At 38.5% G+C, this 17730-nt stretch carries 24 protein-coding genes and 1 pseudogene; 15 read left to right on the top strand and 10 right to left on the bottom strand.

The window, feature by feature from the left end; all coding sequences use genetic code 11:
• Nucleotides 1–200 (top strand): annotated as a pseudogene (locus DNK84_RS10475) (IS5/IS1182 family transposase); the annotation flags it as partial.
• Between the two features lie 156 nt (nt 201–356).
• Here DNK84_RS10475 and DNK84_RS10470 read toward each other — a convergent pair.
• The 5 genes from DNK84_RS10470 to DNK84_RS10455 all read right to left on the bottom strand — a co-directional run bounded on the left by DNK84_RS10470 (nt 357) and on the right by DNK84_RS10455 (nt 4409).
• Entirely contained in the window at nt 357–953 is a 597-nt protein-coding gene (locus tag DNK84_RS10470) for a hypothetical protein (RefSeq protein ID WP_119344461.1), read from the bottom strand.
• Between the two features lie 20 nt (nt 954–973).
• The gene (locus DNK84_RS10465; RefSeq protein WP_119344460.1) at nt 974–1747 is read right to left on the bottom strand and encodes a hypothetical protein; all 774 of its coding nucleotides are present in this window, start codon (nt 1745–1747) and stop codon (nt 974–976) included.
• Between the two features lie 3 nt (nt 1748–1750).
• Complete coding sequence (locus DNK84_RS14415; protein WP_162902382.1) at nt 1751–1888, bottom strand: hypothetical protein; 138 nt, start codon at nt 1886–1888, stop codon at nt 1751–1753.
• Between the two features lie 249 nt (nt 1889–2137).
• The gene (gene mdh / locus DNK84_RS10460; RefSeq protein WP_119344459.1) at nt 2138–3091 is read right to left on the bottom strand and encodes a malate dehydrogenase; all 954 of its coding nucleotides are present in this window, start codon (nt 3089–3091) and stop codon (nt 2138–2140) included.
• 79 nt (nt 3092–3170) lie between these two features.
• On the bottom strand, nt 3171–4409 hold the full coding sequence (locus DNK84_RS10455) for an MFS transporter (protein WP_119344463.1): 1239 nt from the start codon (nt 4407–4409) through the stop codon (nt 3171–3173).
• 339 nt (nt 4410–4748) lie between these two features.
• Between DNK84_RS10455 and rpmB the strand changes: the two genes are divergently transcribed.
• Both rpmB and rpmG read left to right on the top strand, forming a co-directional pair.
• Nucleotides 4749–4985 carry a 50S ribosomal protein L28 gene (gene rpmB, locus DNK84_RS10450; protein WP_119344458.1) on the top strand — a complete coding sequence of 79 codons (237 nt, stop codon included), beginning with the start codon at nt 4749–4751 and terminating at the stop codon, nt 4983–4985.
• Nucleotides 4986–5009: 24 nt separating this feature from the next.
• Entirely contained in the window at nt 5010–5165 is a 156-nt protein-coding gene (rpmG, locus tag DNK84_RS10445) for a 50S ribosomal protein L33 (RefSeq protein ID WP_119344457.1), read from the top strand.
• A 104-nt stretch (nt 5166–5269) separates the two neighbouring features.
• Here the strand turns inward: rpmG and DNK84_RS10440 are convergent, their stop codons facing one another.
• Entirely contained in the window at nt 5270–6205 is a 936-nt protein-coding gene (locus DNK84_RS10440; RefSeq protein ID WP_162902381.1) for a FecCD family ABC transporter permease, read from the bottom strand.
• A gap of 204 nt (nt 6206–6409) precedes the next feature.
• Here DNK84_RS10440 and minC point away from each other — a divergent pair, with 204 nt between their 5' ends.
• The 10 genes from minC (at nt 6410) to DNK84_RS10390 (ending at nt 12342) form a co-directional block, all read left to right on the top strand.
• Nucleotides 6410–7093: a septum site-determining protein MinC gene (gene minC / locus DNK84_RS10435; protein WP_119344455.1), complete on the top strand. Its 684-nt coding sequence runs from the start codon at nt 6410–6412 to the stop codon at nt 7091–7093.
• A gap of 124 nt (nt 7094–7217) precedes the next feature.
• Nucleotides 7218–8024 carry a septum site-determining protein MinD gene (minD, locus tag DNK84_RS10430; protein ID WP_119344462.1) on the top strand — a complete coding sequence of 269 codons (807 nt, stop codon included), beginning with the start codon at nt 7218–7220 and terminating at the stop codon, nt 8022–8024.
• A 1-nt stretch (nt 8025) separates the two neighbouring features.
• Nucleotides 8026–8325: a cell division topological specificity factor MinE gene (gene minE / locus DNK84_RS10425; RefSeq protein WP_119344454.1), complete on the top strand. Its 300-nt coding sequence runs from the start codon at nt 8026–8028 to the stop codon at nt 8323–8325.
• Nucleotides 8325–9137 carry an ABC transporter ATP-binding protein gene (locus DNK84_RS10420; protein ID WP_119344453.1) on the top strand — a complete coding sequence of 271 codons (813 nt, stop codon included), beginning with the start codon at nt 8325–8327 and terminating at the stop codon, nt 9135–9137. The genes minE and DNK84_RS10420 overlap by 1 nt, the downstream gene beginning before the upstream one ends.
• Complete coding sequence (gene mlaE / locus DNK84_RS10415) at nt 9137–9910, top strand: lipid asymmetry maintenance ABC transporter permease subunit MlaE (RefSeq protein ID WP_119344452.1); 774 nt, start codon at nt 9137–9139, stop codon at nt 9908–9910. The genes DNK84_RS10420 and mlaE overlap by 1 nt, the downstream gene beginning before the upstream one ends.
• Before the next feature lie 3 nt (nt 9911–9913).
• On the top strand, nt 9914–10411 hold the full coding sequence (gene mlaD / locus DNK84_RS10410; protein WP_119344451.1) for an outer membrane lipid asymmetry maintenance protein MlaD: 498 nt from the start codon (nt 9914–9916) through the stop codon (nt 10409–10411).
• Nucleotides 10411–11355: an MlaC/ttg2D family ABC transporter substrate-binding protein gene (locus tag DNK84_RS10405; protein ID WP_119344450.1), complete on the top strand. Its 945-nt coding sequence runs from the start codon at nt 10411–10413 to the stop codon at nt 11353–11355. Before mlaD ends, DNK84_RS10405 begins: the two co-directional genes overlap by 1 nt.
• Nucleotides 11330–11635 carry an STAS domain-containing protein gene (locus tag DNK84_RS10400; protein ID WP_119344449.1) on the top strand — a complete coding sequence of 102 codons (306 nt, stop codon included), beginning with the start codon at nt 11330–11332 and terminating at the stop codon, nt 11633–11635. The genes DNK84_RS10405 and DNK84_RS10400 overlap by 26 nt, the downstream gene beginning before the upstream one ends.
• A gap of 14 nt (nt 11636–11649) precedes the next feature.
• Nucleotides 11650–11901, top strand: a complete 252-nt coding sequence (locus tag DNK84_RS10395) for a BolA family protein (protein WP_119344448.1) — start codon at nt 11650–11652, stop codon at nt 11899–11901.
• Nucleotides 11902–11910: 9 nt separating this feature from the next.
• Nucleotides 11911–12342 (top strand): MAPEG family protein, encoded by a 432-nt coding sequence (locus tag DNK84_RS10390; RefSeq protein WP_119344447.1) that lies wholly within the window; start codon nt 11911–11913, stop codon nt 12340–12342.
• A gap of 303 nt (nt 12343–12645) precedes the next feature.
• Here the strand turns inward: DNK84_RS10390 and DNK84_RS10385 are convergent, their stop codons facing one another.
• From DNK84_RS10385 to hemH, 4 genes are all read right to left on the bottom strand, one after another.
• A complete protein-coding gene (locus DNK84_RS10385) occupies nt 12646–13086 on the bottom strand; it encodes a ferritin-like domain-containing protein (RefSeq protein WP_119344446.1) in 441 nt (146 codons plus the stop codon).
• A 76-nt stretch (nt 13087–13162) separates the two neighbouring features.
• Nucleotides 13163–13681, bottom strand: a complete 519-nt coding sequence (locus tag DNK84_RS10380; protein WP_119344445.1) for an FUSC family protein — start codon at nt 13679–13681, stop codon at nt 13163–13165.
• Nucleotides 13682–13687: 6 nt separating this feature from the next.
• Nucleotides 13688–14389 (bottom strand): DUF2147 domain-containing protein, encoded by a 702-nt coding sequence (locus DNK84_RS10375; protein WP_119344444.1) that lies wholly within the window; start codon nt 14387–14389, stop codon nt 13688–13690.
• 56 nt (nt 14390–14445) lie between these two features.
• A complete protein-coding gene (hemH, locus tag DNK84_RS10370; protein ID WP_119344443.1) occupies nt 14446–15408 on the bottom strand; it encodes a ferrochelatase in 963 nt (320 codons plus the stop codon).
• A 191-nt stretch (nt 15409–15599) separates the two neighbouring features.
• On the opposite strand from hemH, the gene DNK84_RS10365 reads away from it, so the two are divergent.
• Nucleotides 15600–16994 carry a phospholipase D-like domain-containing protein gene (locus DNK84_RS10365; RefSeq protein ID WP_162902380.1) on the top strand — a complete coding sequence of 465 codons (1395 nt, stop codon included), beginning with the start codon at nt 15600–15602 and terminating at the stop codon, nt 16992–16994.
• A gap of 3 nt (nt 16995–16997) precedes the next feature.
• Nucleotides 16998–17624: an endonuclease/exonuclease/phosphatase family protein gene (locus DNK84_RS10360; protein WP_119344441.1), complete on the top strand. Its 627-nt coding sequence runs from the start codon at nt 16998–17000 to the stop codon at nt 17622–17624.
• Nucleotides 17625–17730: the final 106 nt, after the last annotated feature.

The following is a 17730-nucleotide window of genomic DNA, read 5'->3' as shown; positions in this document are numbered from 1 at the left end:
GTAATATAGTCATCCCACCAAGAAGTAATGCAAAAGAGCCGCATGAGTATGATAAGGAAATTTACAAAGAAAGGCATTTGATTGAATGTTTCTTTTCGAAGCTGAAGCACTTTCGTAGAGTTTTTTCAAGATTTGATAAAACAATAATCAGTTTTAGTGGATTTTTAAACTTTTCTGGGAGTTTGATTTGGATGCGGTAAAAAAATTGGTTCACAGAACCTAGCATAACGCTCCATGAGGTTGGTTTTTTTGTTTTCAGCTCCAGAAATACCTTTTGGAGAAAAAAATTTCAACCTCATCACAGTATATTTATGCACGCTTTTTAATCTTTTATATCGAACTCACGTTACTTAAAGTTATGCAACCAGATCACTTTCATCTATATAATCACCCACACCTTGAGCATGAAATATATCATTTCCCTGCTCACAAGTTGTCTGATCATGCAATGATGTACTCGAACGAAAATCCCAAACTAAGCTCGCTGCATCATGATACCCTTCATAATGCTGCAGTACTTGGTGAGTCGCGAATTGCTGCTGGTAAAATTCTTTTGAGATGCTATCAAGCACATCTGCTGTTATCCCTTGGTCAACAAAGCGCATTACCTCCTGATCAGAATGGCGAGAAGCATGCTCAAGCGTAAATAGCACAATCTCCCTAGTGTGATTGTTGTTTTGCTCGATATCACTTAATTTTACAATACATCGCGCAAAAATCTCAGATGAGACTTGAGCAGTCTCACATATCGCTTTTATGTTCTCTTGTGTACATATACCTGAGCGATGCAGATGAGTTAATCCATAAGCCAAATCATGAGGCTTATGGTGCTGGAAAAGCAAACCAGCATAATCTTGTAATATCCCTGCGCGACGCAGGTTAATTAATCCGTCAGCTAAATGCGCTGGCTTTTGGTGCTGGAAAAGCAACTCAGCATAATCTTGTGTTAACATCCCTGCAAAATGCAGTTTAGTTAACCCACTAGACAAATCATGTGGTTTTTGGCGCTGGACAAGCAACTCAGCATAACTTGTAATATCCCTGCAAAATGCAGATAGGTTAACCCACGAGCCAAATGCGCTGGCTTTTGGTGCTGGACAAGCAAACCAGCATAAGCCTGTAATATCCCTGCAAAATGCAGTTTAGTTAACCCATTAGCCAAATGCGCTGGCTTTTGGTGCTGGAAAAGCAAACCAGCATAATCTTGTAATATCCCTGCAAAACGCAGATAGGTTAACCCACGAGTCAAACCCTTCGGCTTTTGGTGCTGGAAAAGCAACTCAGCATACTCTTGTGTTAATACCCCTGCGCGATGCAGTTCAGTTAATCCACTAACCAAATGCTCTGGCTTTTGGTGCTGGACAAGCAACTCAGCATAATCTTGTAATATCCCTTCTTGATGCAAGCCAGAGAAGTTAAAAGCCAAATCATGTGGTTTTTGGTGCTTGACAAGCAAACCAGCATAATATTGTGTTAACATCCCTTCTTGATGCAAATGGGTTAATCCCAAAGCCAACTTCACTGGATCCTGGTGCTGTACAAGCAAACCAGCATAATATTGTGTTAACATCCCTTCTTGATGCAAATGGGTTAACCCAAAAGCCAACGCCACTGGATCCTGATACTGGACAAGCAAACCAGCATAGTCTTGTAATATTTTTTCTCCATGCAAAAAAACGAACCCACAAGCCAATTCTTCTGGCTTTTGGTGCCGAACAAGCAAATCAACATAAGGTTGTGTTAACACCCCTTATCGATGCATAACAATTAGTCCACAAGCCAAACCACCTGGGTCTTGATAACTTGAAAGCAACTGATAAATATCCCCTGTCACCTCAACCTCTTCTTTCTGTAGAAGTTCTACAGCTTCTTTTTCTTTAATATCCACTTAACGATACTCCTCTGTCTTGTCTTAACGCTAGTGCTCTACAAAAACACTTCAAAAAAATTACTACAGATCAAAAACAAAAGTAAACAGGGACAAATAACATCGGACGTTTTGATCTTTCTTAGGAATTACACATTGATGACAGCGTGATTATATGTTAACGTGAGTTCGACATAAGTGTTCATAAAACTATCAGCTCACTATCTCCCTTAATCCGTAAACTTGGCTTTTTTGGCTGAAAACAATAATTTACATCAACTTATCAGCGGCAGCATTAAGCTCTTTTACCGCATCAATAGATACTTGCAATTGCTGTCTTTCTTTGTCTGTGATATCCACCTCTAAAGGTTCAACGCCTTGTGCTGTGATCTTTGTTGGCACACCGACAAACAAGTCTTCATCAAGGCCATACATGCCTTTTTTGACTTTTGTTGCACAAGGTAGAATCATGCCCTTATCTAATAAGTAGCTCTCTGCCATTTGTATACCAGAGGTTGCCGGTGCATAAAAGGCAGAACCTGTTTTTAAAAGTCCAACGATTTCACCACCACCTTTACGTGTGCGATCAACAATCTCTTCCAGGCGTTTAGCCGAAATCTTGCCTTTTTCAACCAGTTTATCCAATGAAACACCCGCAATGTTACTCATGCCCGTTAATGGCACCATCGTGTCACCATGGCCCCCCATAACATAGGCCTGAACCTGCTGGACTGAGACGCCAAACTCCCAGGCCAAAAATGTCCTAAAGCGAGAAGAGTCAAGCACCCCTGCCATACCAACGATTTTATTATCGGCAATACCTGAGTAATGCTGAAGCATACGAACCATGATATCAAGTGGATTTGTAATGCAAATCACAAAGGCATCTGGACAGTTGTTTTTAATGCCTTCACCAACGGCCTTCATGACTTTTGCGTTAATGCCTAACAAGTCATCACGACTCATCCCAGGCTTTCTTGGCACACCTGCGGTTACAATCACAACATCCGCATCTTTAATATCCGCATAATCATTGGTTCCAATCACACTGGCATCAGTACATTCAACCGGGCAAGTCTGCGCTAAATCAAGCGCTTTACCTTGTGGTATGCCTTCTGCAATATCAAATAAAACCACATCGCCCAGGTTTTTAAGAAGGGCTAAATGCGCCAGTGTTCCACCAATGTTACCTGCACCGATTAATGCAATTTTTTTTCGAGCCATTATTTATCTCCATTATTGATAGTAAACCATTAAATTTCAATGATAACTATACGCCGCTACTTTGATTTGTCAAACCGTGTCAAGCAGGTTTGCTTACCTTTTTTCCACCTGAAAACCAAAGCAGTATTGCACTGAAAAATAACGGTATCACCAACACAAGAAAAGCATAAGCAAAAACATTGGGATTATGAATAACTTTAATATCACCACCATTAATCCAGCTGCCAACATAATCAACCAAATGTTGAAAAATAGCTGCTGCAAGACCAATCGTCATATTAACAATTGCAAGCACCGTACCATGGACTTGTGGTGGAAAAAAATCATCAACAACGGCAAACGCCAACAGCATGCTTGAAACAAAAAAGCCCAAAAAGAAGTAAAACACATAAAGCATGCCAAGACTCATCAGCCCAGGTGTCAAAACAATCATACTAAAGATGATAATGGTTGCAATATTAGCGATCACCATCCATGCCTTTTTCCCTGTGAATCGACTAATAATCCCGTGGATAGGTCCACCAACAGCAATACCGGCAAAAATCATTGAACTAATCGCTGCTGCAGTTGGTGCATCAAGGCTATAGGTATATTCTAAGAACACAACATCATATAACTCTGAAAATGCGTTCACAACCGTACCCACCATGATGCCGGCATATATGGCAATAAACCATAAATATTTTGATTTCAACACATAAAGGTGTGATTTGGAAAACTTGCGTGAATAGTTTGCTTTTTCAATAAACTGACGCGGCCTGACACACAGATAAATCACAAATGAAAAAATAATGCCCACATAACCAATAAGCCATATAGCTCCCTGCCAGGTAAGCGCTTGAATAAGATAAGTTAATAAAATCTGGCCAAAGATACCACCTAAAACGCCAATGGTATTGGTTAACCCTACCGCCACAGGAAAAACAGATTTAGGCAGAACATCTGAGGCAACTTTCAGCGCACCTAAAAAAGCAAATGCCGAACCAACAGCAACTAAGATACGACCTAGCCACATAAATAAAATTGTGTGATCTGCAATAAAAAGCAATAGCCCCAAACTCATTAGTAAACAAGAAAGCGACAATACCCATCGAGCGCCAAATCGATCCAACAATAATCCTGCTGGGATCTGGGATATCGCATATACTGGAAAATAAATCGCCATAATACTGACAATTTGATTTACTTCAACATTTAAAGATAAGGCAATGGGTTTTAGTAAAACACTTGGTGCGGTATGCTGGAAATAATCAAGTGCATAGAACAATGCCGCAACCAGCCAAATCCCCCACCCTAAAGCAAGTTTTCGAATCTGCATAAAGCGCTCTTTTTGGTTTACATCACACCAGTATAACGAATTAAGCTTCGCTGTCATGTCAATATCATTTATTAAAACGATAAGTTTTCTTTAAATGCGATAAAAAACCGTTATTTTGAAGATTTTTGATCAATAACATCACAAATTACAATTGCCTGTTCTTATGATAGATGCTAGAATACGGCGGAAATTTCTGATAGTGCCAGAATGAAACTGACAAATATACCATTTGTGAATCCTTTTATAGGATTTAGTTGCAAATTTGATGTTTTTTTGATATAAATTTGGCCTTTGAGAATTTAATAATTATAACATTACAAAAATGACTGGAGGATTACGATGTCTAAAGTTTGTATGGTAACTGGCAAACGCCCTATAACGGGTAACAATGTGTCACACGCACAAAATAAAACAAAACGCCGTTTTTTACCTAATCTTCACACCCACCGCTTCTGGGTTGCTACTGAAAACCGTTTTGTACGCTTGCGTGTTAGCGCGAAAGGCATGCGCATTATCGATAAAAAAGGCATTGATAGTGTTTTAGCTGACTTACGCGAACGTGGCGTTAAGTTTTAATCATTTTAACTTCAGGAGAAAATCATGCGTGAAAAAATAAGACTGGTTTCCAGTGCTGACACAGGTCACTTTTATACAACAACAAAAAACAAGCGTAACATGCCAGGAAAAATGGAAATTAAAAAATTTGATCCTGTTGCGCGCAAACACGTGATGTATAAAGAAGCAAAAATCAAATAAATTATCTTACAGACCCTATTTAATAAGCCCCAAGACTGGGGCTTTTTTGTTTTGACGCAAAAAAACCTATCTGCTGCTAAAAAGCATTTCACCCCATTCATAAATTATTTTGACAATTGTTTTACCACCAATACGATTAAAAACGGCGCGCCGATCAAAGCGGTAATAATACCAACGGGAATCACAAGCGGATATAGAATCGTTGTTGCAATATATTGTGAAACAAGCATCACAATGCCACCAACACACATACTTGCAGGCAGTAAATACCACATCTTATTTGTCTTTAACAGCATCCTGGCAATATGTGGTGAAACCAGCCCAATAAAACCAATCGGACCTGCAATAGCAACCGTTGCTGCAATCAATAATGAAAGCAGTATCAGTAAACCGCTAAATAGCATTTTGATATTCACACCCATCAAAACAGCCTCCTTCTCACCAAGCGCGAACATATCAAACACCATATGCCTTTTATAGGCAAACACAAAGAAAATCACCAAGCAAACTAACAGTAATATATCTTGCGGCCAGCTTACCGATGAAAAACCGCCAAATTGCCACATGACGACCTGTTGCAAAAACGCGCTATTACTAAAGCTCATTACAAGTGCTGTCAGTGCACTAAAAATCGCGGATATGCCAACACCCAACAAAATAATCACGGCAATGTTACTAAGTTTGCTTTGCAGTAATAACACCAGCAAAAACACCGCAAGAACTGACATTGCCCCTAATATGCATGCCATAAAAAAAAAGCCAAACGTATTACTATCGACCTTTACGTATTGAAACAGTATCAATAAGGCAATACCAAAAAACTGGCTGCCTGAAGAAACCCCTAACACGCTGGCGTCCGCTAAAGGGTTTTTAAGCATTACTTGCAATATTGCACCAACAATACCAAGTGATGCACCAACAAGCACGCTTGCCACCAGGACTGCCAAGTGGTAATGCCAGAATACCATTGCATTGACTGGCGTTTTTATGGATAAATACCCAAGATCACCTACAATGGCAACCCATAGAAACAATCCCATCAAAAGACCATATAAACTATAGTTTATTACATAAATTTTGCGTTGCCTTTGCCTCATGTGCGATAAATCAATTATTTTTATTTCGTTTAAATAGAATAATCCAACAATTCACCTTGATAATTCAAGCAATATTCGATATAAAAACGCCATGGCTTATATTTATTGCAACTACTGCAACATAACACAATAATAAGGAATTATCACATGAGCGCTGCTTTCCAAATTAAAGGAAGCCTGTTTACTCTCAGTGTACTTCAAGTTTTAAGCACCGCTTTAGAGACACTTGAGCAACAAATCACCGTCAAAATAAAACAGGCGCCACAGTTCTTTAATAATACCCCAATGGTGATTGACCTTAAAACGATTGAAAAAGTCATTGATATTGAGTTTGTCCGTGCACTTAATAGTTTATTACAAAAACACACGCTCTTGCCGGTTGGTTACCGCTGCCAGAATAAGACACTCATGCAAGCACTTATTGATGAATCATTTCCTGTTTTTAAAGAAGGCAAGAACATTCCAGCACCCCAAACAAGTAATACACAACAGGAAAAACCACAAAACAGAATTATTGACACGCGCATTCGCTCTGGACAACAAGCCATTGCACAAAATGGTGACCTTGTTGTTTTATCCTCCGTCAGCCCAGGTGCTGAGTTACTTGCTGCAGGCAATATTCACGTTTATGGCACACTTAGAGGTCGTGCAATTGCAGGATTAAATGGAGACACCAATGCCAGGATATTTTGTCAGAAACTCGAAGCAGATTTGGTCTCTATTGCAGGTCAATATAAGATATTTGAAGACGGTCCACCAGATGAACAAGCATATAAGAATGGCTACCAAATACAGCTAAAAGGCGGTACAATTGCTATTACACCGCTATAGTAATTAATGCATAAAATCAAGTTAACTCCAATACGAGGTGATCTCTGTGAGCAACAAAGAACAAAAAAAAGCACAAGACAAGAAAACACAAGATAAAAAAGACAACACCACGCAAAATAATGCAATAACGGTTGTTATTACATCAGGCAAAGGTGGCGTTGGTAAAACAACGACAAGTGCCGCTATTGCACTTGGCCTTGCAATGAAGGGTTTTAAAACGGTTGTTATTGATTTTGATGTTGGTTTGAGAAACCTTGATCTTGTTATGGGCTGTGAAAGACGTGTGGTATATGACTTAATCAGTCTAATCAACAAAGAGTCTAATATTAATCAAACATTAATCAAAGATAAACGTTCTGACAATTTATTCATATTGCCTGCCTCACAAACACGAGACAAAGACGCACTAAGTGAAGAAGCGTTGGAAGAAATCATGGGCGAGCTTAAGTCACGATTTGATTATATTATCTGTGACTCACCAGCAGGCATTGAAAAAGGCGCGTTAATGGCAATGCATTTTGCAGATAAAGCAATTGTCGTCACAAACCCAGAAGTCTCTTCGGTTCGTGATTCAGATAGAATCCTGGGCGTTCTAGCCAGTAAGACAAAAAAAGCCAAAGAAGGCAGTGGTGTCATTGAGTCATCGCTTTTGATTACCCGTTATTCACCCAAACGTGTTATGCAAGGTGAAATGTTATCTCTTGATGATGTTAAAGATGTACTATCCATTCCACTTTTAGGCGTTATCCCTGAATCACAAACCGTACTGCAAGCATCAAACTCTGGTGTTCCTGTCACAGCATATCAAGATAGTGAATCAGGGCAAGCTTACCTGGATGCTATTGATCGCTTTTTAGGGCAGGATAAGCCCTTACGTTTTATTCAAGTAGAAAAACCAAGTCTATTAAAACGCCTGTTTGGAGGAAAGTAACGTGGGATTTTTAGATTACTTTAAAGCAAGAAAACCAGAAAAAAACAGTGCCAATATTGCAAAAGAGCGATTACAGATCATCGTAGCACATCAACGTTCAGAGCTTGCTGGCAAAGATAAAAGAACCGAATATATTGCACAGCTGCAAAAAGAAATCACAGAGGTGCTCAAAAAATATATTCATGTTGGACAGGATGATATTAAAATCTCACTAGATAACCAAGGAGATTGCTCAGTATTAGAACTTAATGTTACCATACCGGATAAAACTGAATTCGAAGCCCAACAAGCCAAATCATAATGACAACAGATTCCGCAGCGATCACGCTTAAAAAAGTTTCATTTTCTCGAGGCAACAAGTGCATCTTCAAAGAGGCATCCTGCGAGATTCCAAAAGGAAAAATTACGGCAATCCTTGGCCCATCTGGCACGGGTAAGACAACGCTTTTGCATCTTATTGGTAAGCTTATTTCACCGCAAAGCGGTACAATTCGCGTTTTAGACAATGATTTAAGTAAACTATCCAAACACAATTTATTGGCACTGCGAAAAAAAATGGGCGTTTTATTCCAGTCAGGCGCCTTATTTACACAGATGTCGGTTTTTGACAATATTGCTTTTCCTTTGCGACAAAACAGCAATTTACCAGAAAACATTATTTATAACCTTGTGTTGATGAAGCTTCAATCCGTCGGCTTGCGTGGTGCCATTGATTTAATGCCAAGTGAGCTGTCAGGCGGTATGGCAAGACGCGTTGCTTTAGCGCGCACAATCGCTCTGGATCCTGAGATTATGCTTTATGATGAACCCTTTACCGGTCAAGATCCAATTTCTTTTAATGTAATCTTAACCTTAATTAAGCAGCTTAATGACGCGCTTAACATGACATCAATTATTGTATCTCATGATATTGATGAAGCATTGAGTATTGCCGATTATGTGATTGTAATCGCAAATAAAACGATTGCTGCAGCTGGAACACCAAAAGAAGTCAAAAACAGCAGTGATGCATTTATTCACCAGTTTTTAAATGGCGAAACAGACGGCCCAATTGCGTTTGATTACCCAAGTGATACTTTTGCAGAAATGTTAGCAGATAAAGGTAAATCCTGATGATAATAAAACAAATCCAGAAGCTTGGCCATGGCTCTATTAAGGCAACCAATGATATCGGGCAGGCAATGATCTTAAGTTTGGAAACATTTTTTGGCCGTGTCAAAATACGTCAGATTCTTCAACAAACTTATACCATCGGTGTTAACTCTGTACTTATTATCTTAGTCTCTGGCCTATTCATCGGCTTTGTTCTTGCCTTACAAGGCTTTTATACACTGGCAAAATTCAGTGCTGAATCAGGACTTGGCCCAATGGTTGCTTTAAGCGTTATTCGTGAACTTGGACCTGTTGTCACTGCCTTGTTGTTTGCAGGACGTGCAGGAAGTGCATTGACCTCAGAAGTTGGTCTTATGAAAGCCACAGAACAATTAGCCAGCCTTAATATGATGGGTGTGGATCCTATTCGCTTCATCTTGGCACCACGCTTTTGGGCTTGTGTTATTAGCGTTCCAGTTTTAAATTTATTTTTCTGCAGCATTGCAATTTTTGGCGGATACCTGATTGGCGTGCAACTACTTGGGTTATACGATGGTACTTTTTGGGGAAATATGCAGTCCTCTGTATTATTTGACCAGGATGTATTAAATGGTGTTATTAAAAGTGTTGTCTTTGGATTTGGTATTGCAATTATTGCACTTTATCAAGGCTTCACCTGTGAAGCAAACTCCGCTGGCATTGCCAAAGCAACAACCAAAACGGTTGTTTATGCTTCTTTAGCCATTTTAGGCCTAGACTTTTTAATGACAGCACTTATGTTTAAGGGGATTTAAATTATGTATAAAAAATCATATGAGTTTATTGTTGGCCTTTTTGTTTTATTTGCACTATTGGCGCTGGCCTTTTTAGCGCTTAAAGTCAGCGGCCTATCTGTTGGGCAGATCAATAATAAAACTTACCAGATCACCGCAGAATTTAAAGATATTGGCAGCTTAAGAAAAGGCGCTGCTGTGCGTATTGCAGGTGTTGAGGTCGGCGCAGTACAAGATATCACATTACAAAGTAGCTATAATGGATTTAATGCCAATGTCATCTTAGCAATTAATGAACAATATAATAAGATACCAAGCAGTTACTCAGCTGCAATCCAGACAAGCGGTATATTAGGAGATAGCTTTGTTGCCCTAGAGCCTGCTAAAATCAACCTTCCTGACCTATATAGTAATGGATATCTTAAAAATGGCAGCACCATCGATTTAGCAAACACCAGCTCAGCCATTAATCTAAATACATTAATCAATACCTTTGTATCCGGGTCACAGGAGAAGAAATAATGCTAAAAAAAATCCTCTTACTATCAATGTCTACTTTGCTTGTCACCACTGCTATTGCCGATCAAACAACACCAACAAAGGTAGACAACAGTAAACAAACCATAAGTAAGACACAAAAAAGCCTGCAGGACAATGATTCAAAGGCAAAAAACAGTACACAAACGATAGCAGCCCCCGGAAAAAATCTTTCTGAAAGCTTATGGTTAACAGATTCTCCAGAAAATAGTTTGCGAAAACTTTTTTTTGGAAGCCTTGGCTTACCTACCTTACAGAGCCCCTGGAGAATTGCTACACAAGCAATGAGTAAAACACAGAAAAGCCTGCAGGACAATGATTCAAAGGCAAAAAACAGTACACAAACGATGAGTAAGACACAGAAAAGCCTGCAAGATAGTGACCCAATCACCATGCTTAATGATTCAATAGTCACGACACAGAACCTTCTTGTCAAAGAAAGCAAAATGCTGTCTAAAAACCCTAAGAAACTGCTTGAAATCATTGACCAGCAAGTCATGCCTGTATTGGCGACTGATATTATTGCTCAATTACTTGTCGGTAAGCGCTGGAAGAAGGCAAGCCATGCACAGCAAAAAGCATTTATTAATCTGATGAAAAAAACGCTTGTCGATACTTATGCCACAAATGTCGCACAGGCAGGCAAATATAAAATTAAAATTTACCCCTTCCTCGATAATAGTTGGAAGAAAAAACAAATCATTATTGCAAATGGTAAAATCATTAATATAGAGAAAGATAACAGCGGGGCAGATTTAAGTATTTACTTATTGAAGGATAAGAAAGGCCGTTGGAAAGTATATGATGTCTCAATCTCTGGGGTTAGTATTTTAAACAATTTAAAAGAGCAGTTTGCTAACTACAAAACACTAAACGATATTAATAAAGCAATCGAGGCAAAAAATGTCAAACTTGCAGATCAAAAGTAATGAGCAATGGGAAATACATGGGCAATTAAGCTTTAAAACAACCGCCGCTGTCGAGGCAGAAAGCACACATGCGCGTAAAAAATGGCAAAACCAGGTATCTATCTGCTTTAAAAACATGGATCATATTGATAGTGCTGGGATTGCATGGATACTTGAAAACATCGTCACCTGCCAACAAAACGATATCAAACTCCAACTTAAAGATTTGCCAAGCAAGCAGTTAAATTCACTTGCCCGTATTCATGGAGTTGATAAACTATTAAACAAATTCACCGTATAGCAAGAAGGTAAAAAATGACAGCACAAGAACTACAATCACTTATTGAGTCTTCACTTCCTAACACCCAGGCAATTATTGAAACAGAAGATAACGTTCACTTTAATGCCATTGTGATCAGTGAAGCTTTTAATGATGTGCTTAGCAAAGTAAAACAACAACAAATGGTTTATCAAGCAATTGATAAATATATTGCATCAGGCGAATTACATGCGATTGCAATGAAGACATACACACCAAAACGCTGGGAAAGCATGCAGCAAAAATAAGGGAAAAACATGAAAATCGCTTGGGCAGTACCTGTTATGTCAATGATGCTACTAAGCATTATTGGTATTTTTATTTACGTTTTTGCCTGCGTGCATGCATTACGCAAAGGGAAAATTTCACTTCATGACTTTGTCATTATGGACTTTCGTAAAGACCGTGCACCATGGCTTGAAGTAACTTCACGACACTTGCATGATCTTTTTCAAACCCCCGTGTTATTCTATGTTTGCGCGATTATTATCATCTCCAATGAGCAGCTTTTGCAGCTTCCTTATTTACTTGTTCTGGGCTGGCTATTTGTTGTATTCAAAATCATTCATTCAATTATTCATTTAACCTATAATGACTTTATCCAACGACTTGTGGCTTTTTTGCTTGCCAACGCTTTTTTATTCACATTAATCGTGATGTTATTTATTGAAGTACTTGAAATCTGGTGACTTATCGGCATACGATTTTAAAATATCTTATTTGGTAACCTAAAAGAATTATGGCCAAAACCAAAAGACGATCCTTCGTCGTCCTCGCCTGGCGGGGACCCACGTGATAAGCGTTATGAGTCTAAAGCAGTTATGGCCAAAACCAAAAGCTATCTTTTAAGTTTTCTGCAATCAGATCAGCCTTTGCATACGATCCCAACCGTTATTGGCGACGGCTCTAAGAATATTTATGTGACCAACAAGGCAAAATGAATGAGAAGTCCTTGACGTAATATACAAAAACAGCAAAGTGCGTAACTTCAGTTAGTAAGGCTTTCTCAGCATTTTCTCCACTTCACCGATATGCGTTTCTTCTTCAACAATAAGCCTGCGCGCGTATTCTTCCAATACAACCGATTTACCCTCGGAAAGCTTTAAAAGTTTATGATAAAAAGTTAATGATATACGTTCATGCTCTAAACTTTCATTTAAAATTTCATCGATATTATGCCGGTGTGTTTCGGTTAGCTTCGCAATTTTTAACGAAGGATGCTGCTCAAAATGCGTAATCATTTCACCGGCTTGTGTGGCGTGATTCAAGCTTTCTTGTGCTTGATCACGCATCCAGCTGACAATAGGGATCCGCCCATGGCCGATAATCATCAATGAATAATGGGTATAGCGAACAACACCTGCCATTTCATGTTCTAATATTTGATTCAACACATCAAAAATTTCTGCTTTATTCTCAATTGTAAGCTCCATTATATTAAGACTCCTATGTTAATTTTTTCTTTATTTGCGATATTAGTTTGTCTAAAGCTGATCTATTTATCAAGTATCATCTGTATTTTTTGGGCTTTTGACGAATATTTAATTTGATACTCAACCCAACGAATATCAAAGCAATCATGATCCCAGTAAACGCCTCTGAAAAACGTAAACCCGCATTTAACCAGGCAGAATAATTGGGAAAATATAAACCCAGAGCAACAACAAGACCAGCATTCGCGCTACTCATTTTTACCGAACTTAACAAGCCAAAACAGATTGTAAGAAACACACTTATCGTTACGGCTACCACCATGCTCCAATAATGGTAACCTGCCACCAGGCAGACCAATAATGCAACCGTTGAGCCAATACAAGCACCATAAAAGCTTTGTTTTGCAGCCTCTATGGCATCATGTGTCATGACTTGCAGGATTGTTAATGCACTGACCATGCACCAAAACCCACCAAGAATCGATTGGTAATGATGTAAATTCAATGATAACGATGCGCCAACAAGATAACAGATAATTGCAACAATACCCGTTTCAATACTTAGATATATTTTCTGTTTGAGAAAACTCAGCATAACCTGTTATTTTTTTACTTTAATATTTGAGCATATTTCCCATAAAGACTGATTGGTAATTTTCCCCGAAGCATCTGCATAAGGATAGGTTTTATCTTTGGTTAAGCCGCAACGAGCAACCTCTTCTTTTGCTTGTGCTTTTGTCATTCGCTCCCAAACCTGGGTACGTCCAAATAAAGAAAAACCAATATAGCCACGAACATGCAACTTTTTACCATAATCATCTGTGTACATCTTACAGCTATAAACCTTTCCATTGGCTGGATCTAAAATCGAGCCATCGTCATAAACAGCACCCATTTTGCCCTGACTTTCGCCATCCTTAACAAAGCCCCACATAATTTTCAGATTCTGCACCTGATTATTTGGCCATTTGCTATAATCTGCCTTATAACCATTTTCATCAATTTTCCCACATTTTTTACAAGCCACATCTGGTACTTGCACCTTATCATCAACAACGTTGACAAACGGCACCACAATCTTACCTTCAAGCTTATTATCAGCACCCTTATACACATGAATAATTGACTGGCCTTTGCCATCATCGCTATATTGCAACCAATAGCCTTCAGGAGACTGAAGATCCTGTTTATGACTATATTTGGCAGTTTGCTGATCTGCTGAAGGTTTCGCGTAAGTAACAGCCATAGGTGCAAATGCAGAAAACAGCAATGCACACAGCAGATTTTTCTTAGATAAAAACATATTGATCCCTCAAAGTTATTTGCTTTTGGCTATTACTATACGCAAGTTCCTAAAAATCACAAATAGCAACACAATTGTTTTAATAAATTAACATGACTGTCTGCATCATTCAAACAAGGAATGTACTGGTAATCCTCCCCGCCGTTTGATAGAAATACATGACGGTTCTCAATCGCAATTTCTTCTAAAGTCTCAAGGCAATCAACTGAAAAGCCAGGACAGACAACCTGAACCTTTTTAATCCCTTCTTGGGCAAATGCCAGTAACGTCTTATCCGTATAAGGTGTCAACCATTTTTGTGCGCCAAAACGTGACTGAAAACTCATTTGATATTGGTCATGATCAAGGCCTAGCTTATCAGCAATTAGTCTCGTTGTTACTAAACACTGCTGATAATAGGGATCTCCTTTGTCAACATAGCTTTGTGGTAGACCATGATAGGAAAACAGTAGTTTCTCTGACTGACCATGCAAAGCCTGGTGGTGTTTTATTGACTGGGAAATTGCATTGATATAATCAGGATGTTGATGATAATCCGCAATAAAGTGCAAAGAAGGGATGATGGCTTTATGTTTAAAGTACGCTGCAATTGCATCAAAGCAGCTTGCTGAGGTGGTCATTGAATACTGTGGATATAATGGTAACACAATTAAATCCTGGTAAATATTCCAATCAAGCTGATCTAATACATTTTTAATGCTTGGCTCACCATAACGCATTGCATAAAAAACGTTTAGATCTTTTGTTTTTATTAAATCATCGAGTCTACTTGCAAGCGTTTGTGTATAATAAATTAAAGGTGAATAACCATTCTCAAGCCAGATTTTTTGATATGCTTTAGCTGATTTGCGCGGACGAATATTTAAGATAATTCCTCGTAAGATAATCTGCCATAACAGTCCTTGCCGTTCTATTACACGCTTGTCAGATAAAAACTCTAACAAAAAGCGTTTTATACGCTTTTTATCCGGCTTATGAGGTGAACCAAGGTTTAATAGTAAAACAGCAGTTTTTCTCACAACAGTTCCAAAATATTCCTTTTATTTAGCGTTATTGTAACGATTTTTTATGCCACTGCTAATGGATTTTTGTTTTTTCGTTATAATTTCTCCAACGCAAAGTGATCAATAATTGCTATAATACGCTAAGAGTCCTGCTACCAAGCATTATGCAGACAAAAATAAAATACGGGTATTACATAAGGATATTCATGAGTATTTTTGATTTTTTAGAACTACACACTTTCTTAATCATTTGTGAAATATTAATTTTAATCGTCGTTGTCCATATGATTGCAGATAAGCAAAATCCAACCAGCATGATCGCCTGGATTCTTGCAATCATACTAATCCCTTACATTGCCGTACCTTGCTATTTTATTTTTGGCATTCGAAAACGTAAACGTCCACGACATAAAAGTACTGCAGAGTTAAGGCGCATTAATCATGTCGATGAATCAAAACCCCACCCTATTCGCACTGTTTTGATAAACCAAGGTATCCCGGCACCAACCAGTAACAATAATTTTCAACTGTATACTGATGGCATTAAGGCATTTGATGCGCTGATTAGAAATATTGAAAATGCCCGTGAAACGATTTATATGAGCACCTATGTATTTCAAAAAGACTCAGTAACATTAAGACTTTTGCACCTGTTAACCCAAAAAGCACAAAGCGGGGTTAGGGTTAAACTCTTAATTGACTCTTTAGGTTCTTATCGGGTGTATTTTTTATATCAGCGAATTTTTAAAAAGCTTAAAAAGGCAAGTGGGCAAGTATGCTTTTTTATGCCGATTGTACAAATGCCTTTTCGAAACTATATCAATTTCCGCAACCACCGCAAAATCTATCTTTTTGATAACCAGACTGTATTAACAGGCGGGATGAACCTTGGCAATGAATACATGGGACCTTCTTTATGCGAGAAACGCTGGGGAGATCTTTTGTTTGAAATACAAGGCCATAGCGTTTGTCATTTTCATAATATTTTTGTTTCTGACTGGGCATATGCTGCCAAAGAAAAAATTCCAGCATTATCAGATCTATGTCAAGACAAACATTTTGGCAATAGTTTGTTACAGGTTGTACCCTCAGGCCCTGATATTGTTGCTGATGCCCTTTATGAATCGCTTATTGCGGGCATCTATGCTGCACAAAAACGCATTTGGATCGTGACACCCTATTTTGTACCTTCTGACTCGTTACTTGAAGCATTAAAAATTGCTTACTATCGCGGTATTGATGTTAAGCTTATTACACCAAAGATTTCTAACCATTTAATCGCTGATCTTGCAAGAAGCAATTCCATGCGCCAACTCCATAAAATCGGCGTTGAAGTGGTTTTATTTGAAAAACAAATGATTCATGCCAAAGCAGTCCTTTTTGATGATAAAGCCGTTATGCTAGGCTCAGTAAACCTTGACAACCGCAGCTTATTCCTGAATTATGAAATTGTAACCTTTGCTTATGATGATATGATTATTAATGAAATTCACCAATGGATGAGCGTTTTCCTAATAGGTGCAACCAATCAACTGCAAACGCCTAGCCGCGGGAGAAAATTCGGTGAAAACTTTGTTAAACTGCTATCGCCTTTATTATAAATTATGTTAAGACCAAAAAACATTATTCAAAGCTGCACATCGGCACCAGCTGCTTCCTATGTTCCTGAAACATTCGCCCTTGTCAGTTGGAATATTTACAAGATTAATCATAAAAACCCACAAGCATTTAATGCTTTTATCCATAAGCTTCATCGTACCTGCGCTGTGAAATTTTTCTGCTTACAAGAGGCAAAGCATACTGATCAAAATGAATTTCCACTACCTGGGTTTTGTTTGCATTTTGCCGCAAACTTACAGCTTAAACACCATGCTTATGGTGTAATGACCGCAAGTAATATCACCACCCATCACACACAACAACTTTTATCTAAAAAAACGGAGTTTTTACTTAAAACACATAAATCAAGTCTTGCCAGCCATTATTATTTTGCAGATGAAACACCGCTTATCATCATCAACGTGCATGCAATTAACTTCAAAAACTCACGTATTTATGCCGAAGAAATTCAACAGATCTATGACTATCTAGCGGACTTCCCAAATGCCCCTGTCATTATTGCCGGTGATTTTAACTGTTGGAATAAACGCAGAAATGCGCTAATACAAGCGTTCTGTCAAAGCCTTGATATGAAATTAGCAAGGGCGCATTCGGAATTTGTGGGTATTTAGGCTGCTGCTTGCAATCCTCCTTCATAGGACATTTCTTCAATGTTTCGCCATCTCCCAGCCTTATAAAATGAACGTATAAGCAGCATATCATTGGCACTCTCTTCAT

Origin of the sequence: Facilibium subflavum (assembly GCF_003574485.1) — a bacterium.
Classification (GTDB): domain Bacteria; phylum Pseudomonadota; class Gammaproteobacteria; order Francisellales; family Francisellaceae; genus Facilibium; species Facilibium subflavum.
This window is presented reverse-complemented; position numbering and strand designations above follow the sequence as displayed.